Origin of the sequence: Mycobacterium sp., assembly GCF_032159765.1 — a bacterium.
GTDB lineage: Bacteria > Actinomycetota > Actinomycetes > Mycobacteriales > Mycobacteriaceae > Mycobacterium.
The window spans coordinates 88,590-106,980 of sequence record NZ_JAVHWM010000060.1 but is presented as its reverse complement, the minus strand read 5'-3'; the positions used below and the strand labels follow the sequence as shown (position 1 = coordinate 106,980).

19 protein-coding genes and 1 pseudogene are annotated in these 18,391 nt (G+C 65.3%); 6 read left to right on the top strand and 14 right to left on the bottom strand.

Annotated elements, in window-relative coordinates; genetic code table 11:
* Window positions 1–57 precede the first annotated feature (57 nt).
* Window positions 58–942, top strand: coding sequence for an alpha/beta fold hydrolase (locus QOH60_RS06610; protein WP_526418365.1), 885 nt, complete (start codon window positions 58–60; stop codon window positions 940–942).
* A gap of 5 nt (window positions 943–947) precedes the next feature.
* On the opposite strand, the gene recX is transcribed toward QOH60_RS06610, so the two are convergent.
* The 5 genes from recX to QOH60_RS06585 form a co-directional block, all read right to left on the bottom strand.
* Window positions 948–1,463: a recombination regulator RecX gene (gene recX, locus QOH60_RS06605; protein WP_526418363.1), complete on the bottom strand. Its 516-nt coding sequence runs from the start codon at window positions 1,461–1,463 to the stop codon at window positions 948–950.
* A complete protein-coding gene (recA, locus tag QOH60_RS06600; protein ID WP_526418360.1) occupies window positions 1,432–2,472 on the bottom strand; it encodes a recombinase RecA in 1,041 nt (346 codons plus the stop codon). Before recA ends, recX begins: the two co-directional genes overlap by 32 nt.
* A gap of 228 nt (window positions 2,473–2,700) precedes the next feature.
* On the bottom strand, window positions 2,701–4,242 hold the full coding sequence (gene qcrB / locus QOH60_RS06595) for a cytochrome bc1 complex cytochrome b subunit (RefSeq protein WP_526418358.1): 1,542 nt from the start codon (window positions 4,240–4,242) through the stop codon (window positions 2,701–2,703).
* Between the two features lie 70 nt (window positions 4,243–4,312).
* A complete protein-coding gene (locus QOH60_RS06590; protein WP_526418356.1) occupies window positions 4,313–4,507 on the bottom strand; it encodes a DUF3046 domain-containing protein in 195 nt (64 codons plus the stop codon).
* A 10-nt stretch (window positions 4,508–4,517) separates the two neighbouring features.
* On the bottom strand, window positions 4,518–5,681 hold the full coding sequence (locus QOH60_RS06585; protein WP_526418353.1) for a glycosyltransferase: 1,164 nt from the start codon (window positions 5,679–5,681) through the stop codon (window positions 4,518–4,520).
* A 42-nt stretch (window positions 5,682–5,723) separates the two neighbouring features.
* On the opposite strand from QOH60_RS06585, the gene QOH60_RS06580 reads away from it, so the two are divergent.
* Window positions 5,724–6,167 carry a limonene-1,2-epoxide hydrolase family protein gene (locus QOH60_RS06580; protein ID WP_526418351.1) on the top strand — a complete coding sequence of 148 codons (444 nt, stop codon included), beginning with the start codon at window positions 5,724–5,726 and terminating at the stop codon, window positions 6,165–6,167.
* Here the strand turns inward: QOH60_RS06580 and pspM are convergent.
* The 4 genes from pspM to pgsA form a co-directional block, all read right to left on the bottom strand.
* On the bottom strand, window positions 6,164–6,937 hold the full coding sequence (gene pspM, locus QOH60_RS06575) for a phage shock envelope stress response protein PspM (protein WP_526418587.1): 774 nt from the start codon (window positions 6,935–6,937) through the stop codon (window positions 6,164–6,166). The two genes, QOH60_RS06580 and pspM, sit on opposite strands and share 4 nt — an antisense overlap.
* Before the next feature lie 30 nt (window positions 6,938–6,967).
* Complete coding sequence (pspA, locus tag QOH60_RS06570) at window positions 6,968–7,786, bottom strand: phage shock protein PspA (RefSeq protein ID WP_526418348.1); 819 nt, start codon at window positions 7,784–7,786, stop codon at window positions 6,968–6,970.
* Window positions 7,787–7,881: 95 nt separating this feature from the next.
* Window positions 7,882–8,235, bottom strand: a complete 354-nt coding sequence (clgR, locus tag QOH60_RS06565; protein WP_526418346.1) for a transcriptional regulator ClgR — start codon at window positions 8,233–8,235, stop codon at window positions 7,882–7,884.
* Between the two features lie 70 nt (window positions 8,236–8,305).
* A complete protein-coding gene (gene pgsA, locus QOH60_RS06560) occupies window positions 8,306–8,884 on the bottom strand; it encodes a CDP-diacylglycerol--glycerol-3-phosphate 3-phosphatidyltransferase (protein WP_526418585.1) in 579 nt (192 codons plus the stop codon).
* Between the two features lie 97 nt (window positions 8,885–8,981).
* Here pgsA and QOH60_RS06555 point away from each other — a divergent pair, with 97 nt between their 5' ends.
* Window positions 8,982–9,527: an amino-acid N-acetyltransferase gene (locus tag QOH60_RS06555; RefSeq protein WP_526418344.1), complete on the top strand. Its 546-nt coding sequence runs from the start codon at window positions 8,982–8,984 to the stop codon at window positions 9,525–9,527.
* Between the two features lie 3 nt (window positions 9,528–9,530).
* Here QOH60_RS06555 and QOH60_RS06550 read toward each other — a convergent pair whose 3' ends face one another.
* Window positions 9,531–11,966, bottom strand: a complete 2,436-nt coding sequence (locus tag QOH60_RS06550; protein WP_526418342.1) for a DNA translocase FtsK — start codon at window positions 11,964–11,966, stop codon at window positions 9,531–9,533.
* 210 nt (window positions 11,967–12,176) lie between these two features.
* Here QOH60_RS06550 and QOH60_RS06545 point away from each other — a divergent pair, with 210 nt between their 5' ends.
* From QOH60_RS06545 to QOH60_RS06535, 3 genes and pseudogenes are all read left to right on the top strand, one after another.
* Entirely contained in the window at window positions 12,177–12,491 is a 315-nt protein-coding gene (locus QOH60_RS06545) for a putative quinol monooxygenase (RefSeq protein ID WP_526418340.1), read from the top strand.
* Window positions 12,491–13,309, top strand: a complete 819-nt coding sequence (locus QOH60_RS06540) for a mycofactocin-coupled SDR family oxidoreductase (protein ID WP_526418337.1) — start codon at window positions 12,491–12,493, stop codon at window positions 13,307–13,309. The genes QOH60_RS06545 and QOH60_RS06540 overlap by 1 nt, the downstream gene beginning before the upstream one ends.
* 2 nt (window positions 13,310–13,311) lie before the next feature.
* A pseudogene (locus QOH60_RS06535) lies at window positions 13,312–14,182 on the top strand (SAM-dependent methyltransferase).
* Here the strand turns inward: QOH60_RS06535 and QOH60_RS06530 are convergent.
* From QOH60_RS06530 to QOH60_RS06515, 4 genes are read right to left on the bottom strand one after another with little or no spacing between them, the layout of a single operon-like run.
* Window positions 14,179–15,855 (bottom strand): ribonuclease J, encoded by a 1,677-nt coding sequence (locus QOH60_RS06530; protein ID WP_526418583.1) that lies wholly within the window; start codon window positions 15,853–15,855, stop codon window positions 14,179–14,181. The pseudogene QOH60_RS06535 and the gene QOH60_RS06530 sit on opposite strands and share 4 nt — an antisense overlap.
* The gene (gene dapA / locus QOH60_RS06525; protein WP_526418335.1) at window positions 15,855–16,757 is read right to left on the bottom strand and encodes a 4-hydroxy-tetrahydrodipicolinate synthase; all 903 of its coding nucleotides are present in this window, start codon (window positions 16,755–16,757) and stop codon (window positions 15,855–15,857) included. Before dapA ends, QOH60_RS06530 begins: the two co-directional genes overlap by 1 nt.
* 43 nt (window positions 16,758–16,800) lie before the next feature.
* On the bottom strand, window positions 16,801–17,553 hold the full coding sequence (gene thyX, locus QOH60_RS06520) for an FAD-dependent thymidylate synthase (RefSeq protein WP_526418332.1): 753 nt from the start codon (window positions 17,551–17,553) through the stop codon (window positions 16,801–16,803).
* 9 nt (window positions 17,554–17,562) lie between these two features.
* Window positions 17,563–18,333: an alpha/beta hydrolase gene (locus QOH60_RS06515; RefSeq protein WP_526418330.1), complete on the bottom strand. Its 771-nt coding sequence runs from the start codon at window positions 18,331–18,333 to the stop codon at window positions 17,563–17,565.
* Window positions 18,334–18,391: the final 58 nt, after the last annotated feature.

Here is an 18,391-nt window from a genome sequence, read left to right as displayed (position 1 = left end):
GTGAATGAGCGAAAATCACAGCCATAGCTTCAGTTTCGGCGACGGTAGAGTCGCCGAATGGCAGACATTGCGACGATCATGGCCAACGACGGCCGCGAGCTTGCGTACGTCGAGGTGGGCGATCCCGACGGGCCGCTGGTCATGCACAATCACGGTGGGCCGAGCAGTCGCCTCGAAGCGCACCTATTCGCCGCCTCAGCGTCGAAGAATCGTCTGCGGTTCGTCTGTGTCGACCGGCCCGGGATGGGACAGTCCAGCGCTCAGCGAGCACGTACCTACCGCGGCTGGGCAGATGACCTGGTCAGCGTTGCCGATGCGTTGGGGTATCACGAATTCGCAGTGACGGGCTGGTCGGAAGGCGGCCCATGGGCACTCGCGGCGGCCGCATACATCGATCCGCTTCGCTTGCATCACGTCAGCAGCATCGCAGGCGGAAGCTACGGAGCGTTCGGCGACAACTGGGCCGCCGAATATCTGTCGAAGGCCGACGCACTCGGCGGATCGCTCGCATTGCGCTTCACCCCGGGCTTTCGACTCATGTATGCCAGCCTCGGGTTGGTGGCCAAACGCTTCCGGCGGTCCTTCATCCAGCAGATCGTGAAATCCGTCAACGACTACGACCGGAGGATCCTCCAACAGCCAGAAGTCGCGACCACCTTCGGCGACTCATGCGCCGAATGCTTCGCAAACGGGTCAGATGGGCTGGCCCAAGACGCCGAACTCCTCTATCGGGATTGGGCATTCGACGTCAGCGCGATCGATCGGCCTGTGCACATGTGGCAAGGACTCGATGATCGACTCGTACCGGACATCATCAACAAGACGGTGGCCGACCGGATGCCGGGCTCCATGTGGCATCCGGTCGAGGGTGCCGGCCATTTCGTGGCGATCGGCTCGGGCGACGATGTCCTTGCAGTCGCGGCCCAGGAGCTGGGCGCCTAGCGTCTCTACGTCCGCCGCCGCTCCAGCTCCAGCGCCAGTTCTGTCTTCACGACGTCGAAACACATCGTCTCGCTGTAGCCACGCCGCGCCAGCATTCCCGCGAGCCGCCGCGCCACCTTGGCCTGGTCTCCGTCCAGGTCCTCCCGCCGCAGCCGCGATTGCACCAGTTTCGCCGCCCTCTGGTACTCACTCGGCGCGTCGATGCCTTTGAGCGCGGCAGCGATCACGTCGTCGTCGACACCCTTCGTGCGCAGCTCAGCAGCCAACGCGCGCTTGCCTTTTGCCGCGTTCGCGCGTCGTGAGTTCACCCACTGCTCGGCGAACCCTGCGTCGTCGACCAGTCCCACATCGCCGAGCCTGTCGAGCACTCGGGTGCTGACATCGTCGGGATAGCCGCGCTTTGTCAGCTGTCCCTCCAGCTCGGCGCGGGTGCGGGCGCGCGCGGTGAGCAGACGCAGGCACAGCGCTCGCGCCTGCTCTTCGCGCTTCTCAGAAGTCGACGGGGGCGGGCAGGACGTCATCGTTGGTTACCACGGCGCCGATGCCGAGCTTCTCCTTGATCTTCTTCTCGATCTCGTTGGCCACGTCGACGTTCTCGATCAGGAACGTGCGGGCATTCTCCTTGCCCTGCCCCAGTTGCTCGCCTTCGTAGGTGAACCAGGAGCCGGACTTGCGGATGAAGCCGTGGTCGACGCCCATGTCGATCAGCGAGCCTTCCCTGCTGATGCCCTTGCCGTACAGAATGTCGAACTCCGCCTGTTTGAATGGTGGCGACACCTTGTTCTTGACGACCTTGCAACGGGTGCGGTTGCCCACCGCGTCGGTGCCATCCTTGAGCGTCTCAATTCTTCTGACGTCCAAGCGAACTGAGGCGTAGAATTTCAAAGCCTTTCCGCCCGTTGTCGTTTCAGGACTACCGAACATCACGCCGATTTTTTCCCGCAGCTGGTTGATAAAGATCGCGGTGGTGCCCGAATTATTCAGCGCACCAGTAATTTTCCGCAACGCCTGACTCATCAGCCGGGCCTGCAGACCGACGTGGCTGTCCCCCATCTCGCCCTCGATCTCGGCACGCGGCACCAGCGCGGCCACCGAGTCGATCACGATGATGTCCAGCGCGCCGGACCGGATCAGCATGTCGGCGATCTCAAGCGCCTGCTCGCCGGTGTCGGGCTGAGACACCAGCAGCGAGTCGGTATCCACCCCGAGCTTCTGGGCGTAGTCCGGGTCGAGCGCGTGCTCGGCGTCGATGAACGCCGCGATGCCGCCGGCGGCCTGCGCGTTGGCCACCGCGTGCAGCGCCACGGTGGTCTTGCCCGAGGATTCCGGGCCGTAGATCTCGACGACCCGGCCCCGCGGCAGTCCGCCGATGCCCAGCGCCACGTCCAGCGCGATCGATCCGGTGGGGATGACGGAAATGGGCTGACGCACCTCGTCGCCGAGGCGCATCACCGATCCTTTGCCGTGCGCCTTCTCGATCTGGGCCATCGCCAGCTCGAGAGCCTTGTCGCGGTCAGGTGCCTGCGTCATGAGTGTTGCCTCTCAAGTAGTGGTGTTCGATTGATCGAGGTTTCGATCAGTTGGCCGTGACGCTAGAGACACCCACCGACAAGTGGATCTGACGTGTGCTTTTCCCGTCGCTCCGCTCGCCCTGGTCATCGCGCCGCCGCATGCCGACCACATTAGACGAACACGTGTTCGATTCAAGTTGACACGCCGATGAGCGCTTGCGCGAAGAGCAACAGCGGCCGAGGCGCGTTATCCGCTTTCCCGACGCTTCCCCAGCGCTGCCAACGCCCGCTGCTCGTCGGGCGGATCGGCGCGCAGCAGGGAACCGCTGCCCGGCGCGCCACCCAGCCCCAGCTTGTTCGGCCGCTTGGGCACCGGCGCACCCTGGTAGTCCAGCGGCACAGCCGCCAGTGGCTGGTGCAATTCGACGTAGGCACCGTGCGGCAGCCGCTTGAGGATGCCGGTTTCCATTCCGTGCTCGAGCACCTCGCGGTCACTGCGCTGCAGCGCGATCGCCCACCGATAAGCCACGAAATAGACAAGCGGCGGCACCACCACCATGCCGATACGGCCGATCCACGTCATCGCGTTCAGCGAGATGTGCAGCTTCAAAGCGATGATGTCGTTCATCGCACTCAACGTCAGCACCATGTAGAAGGCGATCGCCATCGCGCCAATTGCCGTGCGCACCGGCACATCCCGTGGCCGCTGTAGCAGGTTGTGGTGAGCCCGGTCACCGGTCACCCGGCGCTCGATGAACGGCCAGGCCATCAGCAGGATGAACACCGTGCCGATGAACAGCACCGCCCAGAACGGCGCGGGCACCGTATACCGGCCGAGGTTCAATTCCCACGCCGGCCAGACCCGCAGGAAACCTTCTGTCCACATCAAGTAGAAGTCCGGCTGCGAGCCCGCAGATATGTGAGCGGGCTGATACGGCCCCATCTGCCAGATCGGGTTGATCTGTAGCAGCCCGCCCATCAGGCCCAGAATCCCGACGACCATGGCAAAGAACGCGCCGGACTTCACCGCGAACACCGGCACGATTCGCACGCCGACCACGTTGCGTTCGGTGCGCCGAGCGCCCGGGAACTGGGTGTGCTTCTGATACCACACCAGCGCGAGGTGAATGCCGATGAGCGCCAACATGATCGCCGGAAACAACAACACATGGATGACGTACAGCCGCGGCAGGATCTGACCGGGGAAGTCGCCGCCGAACAGCGCCCAGTGCAGCCACGTACCAATCACCGGGATGCTCAACGTGATTGACGACAGCGTGGCCCGCACGCCGACACCCGACAGCAAGTCGTCAGGCAGCGAATAGCCGAACAGGCCCTCGAACACCGCCAGGATCAGCAACACCGAGCCGATCACCCAGTTGGCCTCTCGCGGCTTGTGGAACGCGCCGGTGAAGAAGATGCGCGCCAGGTGCACCATGATCGACGCCGCGAACAACAGTGCGGCCCAATGGTGCATCTGTCGCACGAACAGCCCGCCGCGCACCTCGAAGCTGATGTTCAGCGCGCTCTCGTACGCGCGCGACATCTGCACCCCGCGCAGTGGCTGGTAGACCCCGTTGTAGGTGACCTCGGTCATCGACGGGTCGAAGAACAGCGTGAGGTAGACACCGGTGATCAGCAGGACGATGAACGAGTACAGCGCGATCTCGCCCAGAAGAAACGACCAGTGGGTCGGGAACACCTTGTTGATCTGGCGCTTCACGCCAGCGGCGAGGTGATATCGCTCGTCAGCCTGTTCGGCCACTCTGCCGCTCAGTGTGAGGCTCATCCGCCTGCCCTCCTACTACTAAGGGTAGTACGGATCAACTACACGCGGTAGTACTAATTCCCTGAGTTCGCTACCACTGGTCGCGCGGCACGTCGAAATCGACGCACAGCGCACGCCACACGTCGCGCGGGTCGACGCCGTCCTCGATCGCCTCGTTCGCCGTCCGGCCTCCGAGATTGGTCAGTACATGGTCGGCCAACACCGACGCTCCGTATGCGGCGCCGAACCGCCCGGTGACGAGTTCGCGGAATTCCGTCAGCCGCATGGCGCCCAAGCTACGCGAGCGCGTCGTGGCACACCTGTACCGGATCGGCGACGTTATCAGCGCTGGCGCCGGCCCTGCGGGCGGCGTCGCGGTACCGCGATGTCGAGAGCACCTCCGTCACCTCCGCGACCAATGCCTCGACGGTAAGTGGCCGGATCAACCGCGCGCTTCCCTGTCGCACAACACGATTCGCGATCTCCCACTGATCACCGCCACCCGGCACCACCACCATCGGAACTCCCGCCAGCAGCGTCTTGGCGACCATGCCATGGCCTCCTCCGCAGACGACGACGTCGGCACAGGACAGGAGTGCGTCCTGGCGCCCCAATCCGTCGACCGCCCACGGCGGCACCGCCGTCGCGTCGCCGTCGAGCCGCGACACGGCGATCCGCGCGCCATCGGGCAACGTCGTTCCGGGCACCAGCTCCTCGAGCGCCGTCTCCACCAGGCCGCGCGCGCCGGTGGTTGCCGTCGACGGCGCGACGACGACGACGGGTCCGTCGCCAGGCGGCAGCGAGAGCTGGGCCTGGGTCGGCTCGAAGTGCAGCGGTCCGACAACCACAGCCTCAGCCGGCCAGTCGGGCCGCGGTACCTCCAAGGCGGGCAACGTCGCGATCAACCGGCGCAACGGCTCGACGCCCGTTGGCGGCAACCCGACACCGACCCGGGCCGCCGCCCTGTGCCGAAGGCCCTCACGCCACGAACGGGCGGTGAGCCGGCGCATGACGATGTCTCGTAGCCGGCCGCGCAGCCCCACACCCGGCGCAAGCCCACTTCCGATGGGCGGCAACCCTTTTGATGGAAGGTAGAGCGGGTGCGGGTTAAGCTCCACCCAAGGCAGATCGATGATCTCGGCGGCAAGGGCTCCGCACGCGGTGATGACGTCGGACACGATCAGGTCCGGGGCCAGCGCACGCAACTGCGGCGCATTCTCCACGGCCATTCGCGCCGCGCGGTGATGGATCTTCGCGCCGGCGTCGCGGTCGTCGTCCACACCGATCGGGTCGAGGCCGAGCAGTTCGACGGCCTCGAGACCGGCGGCTCGGGCGGTGTCGAGCCATTGAACGCCGGTCAACAACGTCGGCTGGTCGCCGGCGGCCAAGAACTTCAGGCACAGCGCAATCGCCGGAAACGAGTGCCCAGGATCCGGCCCGGCCACCACGGCCACACGCACCGGCCTACCCTGCCACACCCCAACGTCACTACGCTGGCCAGCATGACCGACCAGCTGCCCCAGCAATCAGTGACAACGGACAATGCGCGTGTCGTCGAGACCTTTCTCTACGCACTACGTGACAAGGACTTCGACGTTGCGGACGCCGCACTCGACGACGACCTCGTCTACCAGAACGTCGGCCTGCCGACCATCCGCGGTCGGCAGCGGACGATGAAGATGATGCGGGGTCTGGACCGGCCGAACTCGGGCTTCGACGTGAAGATCCACCGCATCGCCACCGAAGGGTCCGCAGTGCTCACCGAGCGCACAGATGTGATCAGATTCGGTCCGTTTGCACCCGCCTTCTGGGTATGCGGAGTGTTCGAGGTCAGAGACGGCCGAATCACGCTATGGCGGGACTACTTCGACTTTCTCGACATGCTCAAGAGCAGCGTCCGCGCGTTGTTCGCAATCGCGATACCGGCTCTTCGGCGGTCGCTCTAGCCGATCAGCCGCCGCGCCGGGGTCAGATCCTCGAACGCCTGCGCCCAGCCCAGCAGACGGTCCGTGGCACCGGTCAGCTCGTTGCGGTACTGCTGACGCGACATCGGTGAGCTTGATGTCGACACCAATTGCGCTGCAGCATCGACCATTTCGTTGTACTGCCGCACCCCCTGGTCGAGCTGCGCGGCGAACGCTTTGACCGTCGACGCCAGTGAACTACGCGACGACGGGGTGGCCCGCATGGCCTTCTCCATCGACGCGATGTCTGTTGCCGTCGCAGACATCGTCTGAGCGACGGCGTTGGCTGCGTGCGTGACTTCCCGAATCTCGGTGTTCGGCAACAGCTGAGCACGTTCGATGACACCAAGCAGAGAGAACATCGCAGTTTCGGCGGCCGCGAGCGCGGTCATCGGTTCGCGGGCCGCCGAGCCGGCGGGCGGCAGCTTGCGCACGACCCCCGGGCGCGCCGCTGGCAGCGGCTCTTTCCGCAACCAGCGGAAGCGAAGCCACGACAGCGTGGCCAGCCACGCCGCCCCGGCCGCGATTGCGCCGGGAATGATCAGCGCCCACGCCGGGATGTTCCACGTCGCCAGCAACAGGGTGACCAGCGACCAGAACCCGCAGGCGACCGTCAAAAACAAGCTCAACCTCAGCGCCCAGCGGCGCTTACGCAACAGCTTGGCCCGCGGATCGGAGGCCCGGCGCATCGTGTGAGCAGCCAAATCAGCGTATTCGCTGGCAGTGCCGATGCCGCGCTGCAGCAGGCTCATGGCCTGTGCTTTCACCGCCACTGCCGCGTCCTATGGCTGACTGATCGGGTTGTGCGGCGCAGGTTGTTCTGCCGGAGCGGCGGGTGTGGGCGTCGCCGTCGTACCGGTGCCGCCGGCAGGCAACGCCTCACCGCGCATGGATGCGCGAATCTGCTCGAGCCGTGAGTGTCCGGCCATCTGCACACTGGCCTGCTGAATTTCCATCATCCTGCCCTGTACGGAGTTCTGGGCAAGCTCAGCTGATCCCAGCGCATTGGCGTAGCGGCGCTCGATCTTGTCGCGGACCTCGTCGAGGCTGGGCGTATTGCCCGGGGCGGCCAGATCGCTCATCGACCGCAGCGACGCACTGACCTGCTCCTGCATCTTCGCCTGCTCCAGCTGGCTGAGAAGCTTGGTGCGTTCGGCGATCTTCTGCTGCAGCATCATCGCGTTCTGCTCGACGGCTTTCTTGGCCTGCCCGGCGGCCTGCAGCGCCTGATCATGCAGGCCCTTGAGGTCTTCTGCGCTCTGCTCCGCCGTGACGAGCTGGGCGGCGAACGCCTCCGCGGCGTTGGTGTACTCCGTCGCCTTGGCCGCGTCGCCCTGAGCCGTCACCTGGTCGGCCAGGGTCAACGCCTGACGGACATTGACCTGCAGTTTCTCGATGTCGGCGAGCTGGCGGTTGAGGCGCATCTCGAGCTGGCGCTGGTTGCCGATGACTTGTGCGGCCTGCTGGCTCAGCGCCTGGTGCTGGCGCTGCGCGTCCTCGATGGCCTGCTGAATCTGCACTTTCGGATCGGCGTATTCGTCGACCTTCGAGGAGAACAGCGCCATCAAGTACTTCCAGGCCTTGACGAACGGATTGGCCATGAGTTGCTTCCGCCTTCGTGTCTTCTAGTCGGTGTGCCGAACTAACGTGCGCGTCGTGCCCAATTTATCTGGTCAGGTACTCCCCGCGCACCGGGTCAGGCAACGGCCATTGAGACGACCGGCGGGATGACGACCTTGGTGGCCACATCAATGTGCTGTGCACTCTGCTCTTCGCGCAAGCGGCTCATCGCCGCCGAGGCCTCCTGCCGGAGCTCCTGCTTCGCCAGTTGCCGCCCAGCAACGGTCAGCACCTCGGACAGCGGTACTGCCAGCGCGCCGCAGATCGCCGTCAGCAGTTCGCTCGAGGCCTCCTTACGACCGCGTTCCACCTCTGACAGATAGCCCAGACTCACTCGCGCTGAATCGGAAACCTCACGCAGGGTCCGCCCCTGCGACGTGCGGGCCCGGCGAAGCACATCGCCGATCACCTCGCGCAGCAACGCTGCCATGATGTACTCCTTCACTGGCTGAAAACCCTACCTAGTGGCAACGTCAGCCACAGGCGAGATGGTTCCCGGCTCACGACTCGGCGGCAGGCTGCCTCTGGGTGCCCCTGACCGCCTGGACCACATAGTCGATGCCGGTAACGACCGTCAGCACGACCGCAATGGCCATCACGACGGTCGCGGCGGTGTGCCAGGCACCCGACAGCGGCAGGATGAACAAACCGATCGCGATCGCCTGCACCAGCGTCTTGAGCTTGCCTCCGTGGCTTGCCGGAATGACGCCGCGGCGCAGCACCGCGAACCGCAGCACCGTGACGCCGATCTCGCGCACGAGGATCACCACGGTCACCCACCACCACAGCTCGTGCAGCAGCGACAGCCCGATCAGCGCCGCGCACAGCAGCGCCTTGTCCGCGATGGGGTCGACGAGCTTGCCGAACTCGGTGACCATCCCGTAGCTGCGGGCCAACGCTCCGTCGAAGCGATCGGTGATCATGGCGACCGCAAACACAACGAAAGCGGCAATCCGCCAGCGGGTTTCGTGCCCGCCATCGGCGAACAGCGCGGCAAGGAAGACCGGCACCAACACCAATCGGAGAATTGTCAACGCATTCGCGACGTTGACCAGCCGCGCAGTCTGCGACGGGGTCACAGCCGCCGGGTCTCGCGGGGAAGGCGCTGGCACGGCATCAGAATACGGGTTGCCGGTCGGTTCGGATGGTACCGATACTGTGCAGGTCGTGTGCCCTGTGACCGATTCCCCGTTCCCGGAGGGGTCACCGCCGCCCGAAAACCGCGACAAGCGGTTGCTGATCCGGCGCGCCCGAACATCGGACATCCCGGCCATCAAGAGCCTTGTCGACTACTACGCCGGCAGAATCCTTTTGGAAAAGAACCTCGTGACGCTTTACGAAGCAGTCCAGGAATTCTGGGTCGCCGAACTCGACGACGAGGTGATCGGCTGCGGCGCTTTACATGTCATGTGGTCCGACCTCGGCGAAGTGCGCACAGTGGCAGTGCACCCGGCCGTCAAAGGGCACGGCGTCGGCCACGCGATCGTCGACCGGCTTCTTCAAGTGGCACGCGAACTCCAGCTGCAGCGCGTGTTTGTGCTGACCTTCGAAACCGAGTTCTTCAAACTGCACGGGTTCGTCGAGATCGAGGGCACTCCCGTCACCGCAGAGGTCTATGAGGAGATGTGCCGCTCGTATGACACCGGCGTCGCGGAGTTTCTCGACCTCAGTTACGTGAAGCCGAATATCCTCGGCAATTCGCGAATGCTGTTGATGCTCTAGACGTCACTCATCCCCTGCGCCGCCGGTACCGCGGATCGAGGCCAGTGTCGCCGCGAGTCCGTCGGACTTGACCAGCACCTCGCGCGCCTTGCTACCTCCACTCGGTCCGACGATGCCTCGCGTCTCCATCAAGTCCATCAGCCTGCCGGCCTTGGCGAATCCGACCCGCAGCTTGCGCTGCAGCATCGACGTGGAGCCGAACTGGCTGGAGACCACCAACTCGACGGCCTGCAGGAAGACGTCCATGTCGTCGCCGATGTCCGGATCGACGTCGGTGCGCTCGCCGGTGGGCTTGGTGGACGTGACGCCGTCGGTGTACTGGGGCTCCGCCTGGTCCTTGCAGGCGGCGACGACCGCGTAAATCTCGTCGTCGCTGATATAGGCGCCCTGAAAGCGGACCGGCTTGTTCGCGCCCATCGGCATGAAGAGGCCGTCGCCCATACCGATCAGCTTCTCGGCGCCCGGCTGGTCGAGAATGACGCGGCTGTCGATCAGCGATGACGTGGCGAACGCCAATCGTGACGGCACATTCGTCTTGATCAGACCCGTCACCACGTCGACCGACGGGCGCTGGGTGGCGAGCACGAGGTGGATGCCCGCGGCCCTGGCCTTCTGCGTGATCCTCACGACCGCGTCCTCGACATCGCGAGGCGCGGTCATCATCAAGTCGGCGAGCTCGTCGACGATCGCGACCACGTAGGGGTAGGGCCGGTATTCGCGTTGGCTGCCCAGCGGCGTGGTGATCTCGCCGGACTTGAGCTTGGCGTTGAAGTCGTCGATGTGGCGCACGCGTGAGGCCTGCATGTCCATGTACCGCTGTTCCATCTCCTCGACAAGCCACGCGAGCGCAGCCGCGGCCTTCTTCGGCTGAGTGACGATCGGGGTGATCAGATGCGGAATGCCTTCGTACGGCGTGAGTTCGACCATCTTCGGATCGATCAGGATCATCCTGACTTCGTCCGGGGTCGCCCTCGCCAGCAGCGAGACCAGCATCGAGTTGATGAAGCTGGACTTGCCCGACCCCGTCGAGCCGGCGACGAGCAGATGCGGCATCTTGGCGAGGTTCCACGAGATGAAATCGCCCTCAATGTCTTTGCCCAGCCCGACCACCAGCGGATGGTGGTCGCGGCGGGTTGCAGAAGCGGTCAACACGTCGGCGAGCCGAACCATCTCCCGGTCGATATTGGGTACCTCGATGCCGACAGCCGACTTGCCCGGGATGGGGGCCAGCATGCGGACGCTCTCGGTGGCGACCGCGTACGCGATGTTCCTCTGCAGCTGGGTGATCTTTTCGACCTTGACGCCCGGCCCCAGCTCGACCTCGTAGCGGGTCACCGTCGGGCCTCGCGTGCATCCCGTGACCGCCGCGTCGACCTTGAACTGCGTCAGAACCGATGAGATCGCGTCGGCCATGTGACTGTTGCCCACACCACGCTTCTTCGGCGGGTCACCGGCGATCAGCAAGTCCAGCGACGGCAGCGAGTACGGGCCTTCGACGACGCGATCCACAGTGGCCGGCTCTTTGCCCGTCGGCTGCGAGCGGGCCGGTTTCTGCGCGCGCCGTGCGGGTTTGACGTCGACCGGTGGTTCCTCCACCAACAGCTCCGGCGTCGTCGGCGCGTCGTCGTCAGGTGGATAGTCGTCGTGCGGATCTGTGCTCCATGCCTGGGCCTCGTCGTCGAAATAGCCGTCGTCGGCGTAGGCCGGCGACGCGCCCAGTGCGCCGACCCCGAACATCGCGCGCACCGTCGCAGGCACGTCACGCACCGTCGTCCCGGATAGCAGCAGAACGCCGAAAAGCACGCCAATGAACAACAGCGGGGCCGCAATCCATGCGGTGACACCGTCGGAGAGCGGACCGCCGATCACGAAGCCGACGAAACCGCCTGCGTGCTGCCGGCCCTCCGGTGTGACAGGCGAACCGGCCCACAGATGCCACAGCCCAAGCGCCGACAATGTGACCATCGCGGCTCCCAATACCAGCCGTGGCCGCGCTTCCGGGTCGGGCTCGGTGCGCATCAACAGGACGGCCACAGTGATCGCGACGAGCGGCACCAGCACTACGCCGGAGCCCACGAGTATCCGAAGGGCCGTGTCCACCCACTGCCCCACGGGCCGCGCAGCGTCGGCCCAGGAGCTGGCGGCGATCAACACGGACAACCCCAGGAGCGCGAGCGCGATCCCGTCGCGCCGGTGGTGAGGCTCGATCTCCCGGGCGCGACCCACCGAACGCGCGGCCGACCCGGCACTCCTGGCCACCATCAACCATGCGGCACGAGCGCCCCGGCCCACCGCGACCGCCCCAGCCGAAATCCCGCCGCCAGACGATTTGCGCCTTTTGACGGGCTTCCGACGCGGCGCCGACCGCGGGTTGCTCCGTGAACTGCCCCTTGACCTGGACGTTCGGCTTCCTGAGCGCGCGGCGGTCTTGCTTGGCATGGTGGCAAGCCTAGTCGCAATGGCCACATTCGCACCATTCGCCACACTGGTCACTCGCTGTTGGTGGCAGCACTCGCCGAGATTCACGTTATGCGGGCGGCTACTCGCACTTCTTCTACATAACGTGAATTTCGGCGAGGGGCAGGCCGGGTTCATCTGTCTGACGGATACGGTGAAGCGATTCCACCTCATCGAAGGAGCTGAGAACGCATGCCCATCGTCGTCGTCGCCACCTTTACCGCCAAGCCCGAATCCGTGGACACCGTGCGCGATGCGTGCAAACGGGCCGTCGACGCAGTACACGAGGAACCGGGCTGCGAGCTCTACGCTCTGCACGAAACGAACGGCACGTTCGTCTTCGTCGAACAGTGGGCCGATGCCGACGCACTGAAGGCTCACAGCGCGGCGCCCGGTGTCACGACGATGTTCGGCGAGGTGGGCGATCACCTCGACGGAGCGCCGGACATCAAGATGCTGCAGCCCGTGGTCGCCGGCGATCCGAGCAAGGGTCAGCTGCGTCCCTGATGACTGGCACTCTCGACGGCAAGGTCGCCTTCATCACCGGCGCCGCGCGCGGCCAGGGCCGGGCTCATGCGGTGAAGCTGGCGTCGGAGGGCGCTGACATCATCGCGGTCGACCTGTGTGACCAGATCGCTTCCGTCCCTTACCCGATGGCAACTGCCGACGATCTGGCGGCGACGGTGAAGCTCGTGGAGGAAGTGGGCAGCCGGATTGTGGCTTCGCAGGCGGATGTCCGCGAGCTGGATTCGTTGCGCACGGCGCTGAGTGCAGGGCTCGACCAGCTCGGACGGTTGGACATCGTGATCGCCAACGCCGGGATCGCCCCGATGCAGGCCGGTGAGGAAGGCTGGCGCGACGTGATCGACGTCAATCTCACCGGCGCACACAACACCGTCGAGGCCACCAAGCGCACATTGGTCGAACAGGGCAACGGCGGGTCGATCGTGCTCATCAGTTCAGCGGCCGGGCTGGCGGGTGTCGGCAGTCCCGACGCCGGGTCGATCGGCTACGCCGCGGCCAAGCACGGGATGGTCGGGCTCATGAGGGTGTACGCAAACCATCTGGCGCCGTACAGCATTCGGGTCAACTCGCTGCATCCTGCCGGGGTGGACACGCCGATGATCAACAACGAGTTCATCCGTAACTGGTTGGCCGACCTGTATGCCTCCGACGCGCCGCAAGACCTGGGAAATGCGCTGCCAGTGCAGGTGCTGGAGCCCGACGACGTCGCTAACGCCGTGGCGTGGCTGGTATCCGACGCGGCGAGGTACATCACCGGGGTGGCACTGCCCGTCGACGCCGGATACCTCAACAAGCGCTGACGATGGCGCGAAATCCCGCCGCGCAGACCGCCTACGGTCCGATGGTTCAGGTGGCCATCGAACAGTACGAACCGCCAGCGCCGCCTGGTCGACGACGAGCTCGCGTTGTCGTTTCTGCCTGCCGGTCAACGCGCGATAGTCCGCGCCATGCGGTGGCCGCCGCTGCGTCGCCTGACGATCTCGGCCGGTGAACGGGTGGTGCCGGGCTCGTGGGCCGTCGTGGCGGGCCGCAAGCGATACATCGATGACAAACTCGCTGAGGCGCTGGAGAGCATCGACGCCGTGGTCGTTCTCGGCGCGGGCATGGACACTCGGGCCTACCAGCTGTCCCGACGATCCGACATTCCCGTCTTCGAAGTCGACCTGTCAGTCAACATCGAACGCAAGAAAGACGTCCTGCGCCGAGTGTTCGATGTCCTTCCCCGCTCGGTTCACTTGGTGCCCTTGGACTTCGAGCGCGACGACTTGTTGGGCGCGTTGACGCAGCATGGCTATTCCGCTGGAGCCCGCACGTTCTTCGTCTGGGAAGGCGTCACGCAATACCTGACCGAGGACGCGGTCAGAGCGACATTCACTGCGCTGCGGGGTGTCCCGTCCGGGAGTCGTCTGGTGTTGACCTATGTCCGCAAGGAGTTCATCGACGGGTTGAACATGTACGGGGCGACCTTGTTGTACAAGCGTTTCCGGCAACGTAGGAAGGTGTGGAAATTCGGCATGCGGCCGGAGGACGTGGCGGACTTTCTCGAAGGCTTCGGTTGGCGGATGATCGAGCAGGCCGGCCCGGAGTACATGTCGGAGCACTACATCAGACCGGCTCAGCGCGATATCGCCGCGTCCGAGCTCGAATGGTTCGTCTACGCGGAGAAACCCTAGATCTCGATGATGGTCGGCACGATCATCGGCTGGCGACGGTAGGTCTCCCCCACCCACTTGCCGACCGTTCGACGCACGGCCTGCGCAATGCGCGAGGGCTCTGTGACCCGTTCGGCGGCAAGTACTTCCAACTCCTGATCGACCTTGCGGGCCGCGGATTCGAGCGCTTTGGGGTCCTCGGAAAAACCGCGGGAATACAGGTGCGCCGGGACAACGGGCCGGCCCGTCCCCCGTTGCAGGACAATCGTGATCGCGACGAACCCCGACGACAGGATCAGCCGCTCTCCCAGCGTCGCGTCGCCGACATCCCCGAGCACGAGCCCGTCGACGAACATCTTGCCGACCGGGACGGCTCCCGAAATCCGCGCGCGACCGGCGACCAGATCGACGCTGACGCCGTTCTCCGCCAGTAGAATTGACTCCTCGGGCACTCCGGCCTTCGCCGCGAGCGCGGCATTGGCGCGCAGGTGCCGCCACGTGCCGTGCACAGGCATCACGTTGCGTGGCCGAACCCCGTTGTACAGGAACAGCAACTCCCCGGCATGCGCGTGTCCCGAGACATGCACGCGCACTTGGTTGTTGGTCACCACCCTGGCGCCAATCTTGGACAGGGCGTCGACGACCCCGTACACCGCTTCCTCGTTACCCGGAATCAGCGAGGACGACAACACAATCAGGTCACCTGATGTGAGCGTGATGCTGCGGTGCTCGCCGCGCGACATCCGCGACAACGCCGACATCGGTTCGCCCTGAGTGCCGGTGGTGATCAGAACCACCCGTTCGGCAGCCATCATCTCCGCGGCGCCGATCTCGATGACGTCGTCGTCGGCCACCTTCAGGAATCCGAGCTCGCGGGCGATGCCCATGTTGCGCACCATCGATCGGCCGACGAACGCCACCTGCCGGCCCAGTGATACCGATGCGTCGATGATCTGTTGCACCCGAGCGACATTCGAGGCAAAGCAGGCTACGATCACTCGACCGTCCGCCGAGCGGATCAGCCGGTGCAGCGAGGGACCGATCTCGCTTTCCGACGGGCCGACCCCGGGCAGTTCTGCGTTCGTCGAGTCCACCAGGAGCAGGTCGACTCCTGTGAAACCCAGCCGTGACATGCCGGGCAGATCGGTGGGACGGCCATCCAGAGGCAATTGGTCGAACTTTATGTCGCCGGTGTGCAGCACGGTGCCCGCGCCGGTACGGATCCCGATGGCCAGCGCGTCAGGTATCGAATGGTTGACGGCGAAGAATTCGCACTCGAACACGCCGTGAGAGGTGCGGGAGCCTTCAGCGACCTCGACGAACACCGGCTTGATCCGATGCTCACGGCATTTTTCCGCCACCAGCGCCAGTGTGAATTTCGAACCGACCACGGGAATGTCGGGACGCAGCCTGAGAAGATACGGGATGGCACCGATGTGGTCCTCGTGCGCGTGGGTGAGCAACAGCGCCTCGACCTCGTCGAGCCGGTTCTCGACGTGCCGCATGTCGGGGAGAATCAAGTCGACCGACGGCTCGTCGTGGCCCGGGAACAAGATACCGCAGTCGACGATCAGCAGCCGGCCGAGATGCTCGAAAACGGTCATGTTCCGGCCGATTTCGCTTATGCCGCCAAGCGCGGTGACTCGCAGGGCACCGGCCTCCAGGGGTTCTGGAGGCTTGAGATCCTGGCCTATCAATGAAGTACCGCGGCCGCGCGCATGTCAGCGGCGAGCGCTTCGACTTGATCGGCGGTCGCAGGCACCTGCGGCAACCGTGGTTCGCCGACCTCGATGCCCTGCAGACGCAAACCCGCCTTGGACATCGTCACGCCCCCGAGGCGCGCCTGCGCGTCGGCCAGCGGTGCGAGCGTGACATTGATCTTGCGTGCTGTGGCGATATCGCCAGAATTGAACGCCGCCAACATGTCTCGCAGCTGACTCGCGGCCACATGACCCCAGACGCTGACGAAGCCCGTGGCTCCCATCGCCAGCCACGGCAGATTGACCGCATCGTCGCCGGAGTAGAAGGCAAGCCCAGTCTCGGCCATCAGGACACCACCGGCGTTGAGATCGCCCTTGGCGTCCTTCACACCGACGATGTTGGGGTGCTGCGAAAGCGTGCGGATGGTGTCGGACTCGATCGGGACAACGGACCGCGGCGGAATGTCGTACAGCAGGATCGGCACGGACACCGCATCGGCGATGGCCGTGAAGTGGGCAAGCAACCCGGCCTGCGACGGCCGCGAGTAATACGGGGTGACGAGGAGAAGACCGTGCGCACCCTCGGCCTCACACGCCGTGGCCAGCGACACACTGTGCGCGGTGTCGTAGGTGCTGGCCCCTGCGATCACCCGGGCGCGGTCACCGACGGCGTCCAACACCGCCCGCAGCAACGCGAGCTTCTCGTCATCGGAGGTGGTCGGCGATTCGCCTGTGGTGCCAGAGAGAACCAGGCCGTCGCAGCCCGAATCGACCAAATGGGCGGCGAGCCGGGCGGCGGCGTCGGTATCCAGCGAACCGTCGGCCTTGAACGGCGTCACCATCGCGGTCAGAACTGTGCCAAGTCGCGCGCCGACATCCATTCCGCTGGTACTCACGGGTTCCTAGATTACCTGGGCTGCCTAACGTTTTTTGGTTCGCCTAAACGTCTGTTGCAAGCGGAGAGGTAGCCACCTCGGTGCCATCGGCCAGCGTCGCGATCTCGAAGTCGTCGAAAACCGCAGGCGCGAGGTCGTCGAGTTGCCTCAGGCAGGCGATCGCCAGCCGGCGGATCTCCACGTCGGCGTGCTCGCTGGCTCGCATCGCGATGAAATGGCGCCACGCACGGTAATTGCCGGTCACGACGATGCGGGTTTCGGTGGCATTGGGCAGCACCGCCCGGGCCGCCTGGCGCGCCTGCTTGCGCCGCAGGACGGCGTTGGGTTCACCTGCGAATTTGTCCTCGAGCTTGGCCAGCAGCGTGGTGTACGCCTCGCGGCTGGCGTCGGCGTGCGCGAGGAACAGCTCTTGCACCTCAGGGTCGTCCTCCATGCCCGGGGGCAGCACCACCTGCGAGTCGGCCTCGGGGACGAACCGCTGGGACAGCTGCGAGTACGAGAAGTGCCGATGCCGGATCAGCTCGTGGGTGCAGGACCGCGACAGGCCGGTGATGTAGAACGACACCGACGCGTGTTCGAGCACGGAGAAGTGCCCGACGTCGATGATGTGACGCAGGTAGGAGGCGTTCGTCGCTGTCTTCGGGTTCGGCTTCGACCAGCTCTGGTAACACGCCCGGCCCGCGAACTCGGTCAGCGCCTGTCCCCCGTCCGCGTCGGTGCTCCACGGGATGTCCGGCGGTGCCAGGAACTGCGTCTGGGCGATCAGTTGCACCCGAAGCGGCGCGGTCTCAGCCACGCGCCCACCCTAGCCCGCGACAACACGCCTCTCCCGCAGCGCCGCGTCGAGCCAACTCAGCACAGGCGGCGCCACCTGTGTCAACGCTGAACGCGCGACGATCCAGTGCGGCAACCCCGGATGATGATGGTGCTCGGCGCCGTACCTGCGCGCGATCCGCCGCGAGATCCAGTGCGCGACGTTGCGGTCGACGCCGCCGCTGACGCACAGCACGGGACACGACACCGACTTGGCGTCCACCCTGGTGTCGCGTGTGCCCAAGCTCATCGACCTGAAGACGAGCGCCGAGTCCGGCACGAACCTGGCGATGATCGCCGTTTTCTCGTCGTCGGCAAGGCCGTTCAGCGGGATCGCGCGAAACGTCGCATTTGACGGCCGCACTGGACGCCCGGCCAGCAGGCTTGGCATGAGCGGAAACAGGCGTGGCAGTGAACGCAGTTGCGGCCACAGCACGCCCGGCGGCACCGGGGCCAGCAGCACGGCTGCTCGCGGGTTCCGCGCAGCGGCAATGTGTTGGGCGATCAGGCCTCCGAGGCTGTGCCCGATCACAATCGGCGCTCGGTCAATCGCGTCGTAGGCCGCTAGCGCGCTATTGATGTAGTCCGACAGCGTGATTCGACTCAGCACATCACGGTCGACGGGCTCGTGCCCCGGCATCGCAGGCGTGTGGCAGGTGTATCCGGCCGATTCCAGGAGCTGCACCCAGTCGGCCATCAACGTGGGGTTGCTGAACAGGCCATGGATCAATAGAACCGGCGGACGCGCGTTTTCGGCAGACATGCCCCTATCGTCGTGGCAGCATGGGAGCAAGTCGATTACCCGCAAGGTAAGTGAGCAC

Bases quoted from the DNA above. Each gene is read 5' to 3' on its own strand.
- QOH60_RS06610 (WP_526418365.1), top strand. From the start codon at position 58: ATGGCAGACATTGCGACGATCATGGCCAACGACGGCCGCGAGCTTGCG.
- recX (WP_526418363.1), bottom strand. From the start codon at position 1,463: ATGACGTCCTGCCCGCCCCCGTCGACTTCTGAGAAGCGCGAAGAGCAG.
- recA (WP_526418360.1), bottom strand. From the start codon at position 2,472: ATGACGCAGGCACCTGACCGCGACAAGGCTCTCGAGCTGGCGATGGCC.
- qcrB (WP_526418358.1), bottom strand. From the start codon at position 4,242: ATGAGCCTCACACTGAGCGGCAGAGTGGCCGAACAGGCTGACGAGCGA.
- QOH60_RS06590 (WP_526418356.1), bottom strand. From the start codon at position 4,507: ATGCGGCTGACGGAATTCCGCGAACTCGTCACCGGGCGGTTCGGCGCC.
- QOH60_RS06580 (WP_526418351.1), top strand. From the start codon at position 5,724: ATGACCGACCAGCTGCCCCAGCAATCAGTGACAACGGACAATGCGCGT.
- pspM (WP_526418587.1), bottom strand. From the start codon at position 6,937: ATGAGCCTGCTGCAGCGCGGCATCGGCACTGCCAGCGAATACGCTGAT.
- pspA (WP_526418348.1), bottom strand. From the start codon at position 7,786: ATGGCCAATCCGTTCGTCAAGGCCTGGAAGTACTTGATGGCGCTGTTC.
- clgR (WP_526418346.1), bottom strand. From the start codon at position 8,235: ATGGCAGCGTTGCTGCGCGAGGTGATCGGCGATGTGCTTCGCCGGGCC.
- QOH60_RS06550 (WP_526418342.1), bottom strand. From the start codon at position 11,966: ATGCCAAGCAAGACCGCCGCGCGCTCAGGAAGCCGAACGTCCAGGTCA.
- QOH60_RS06545 (WP_526418340.1), top strand. From the start codon at position 12,177: ATGCCCATCGTCGTCGTCGCCACCTTTACCGCCAAGCCCGAATCCGTG.
- QOH60_RS06540 (WP_526418337.1), top strand. From the start codon at position 12,491: ATGACTGGCACTCTCGACGGCAAGGTCGCCTTCATCACCGGCGCCGCG.
- QOH60_RS06515 (WP_526418330.1), bottom strand. From the start codon at position 18,333: ATGTCTGCCGAAAACGCGCGTCCGCCGGTTCTATTGATCCATGGCCTG.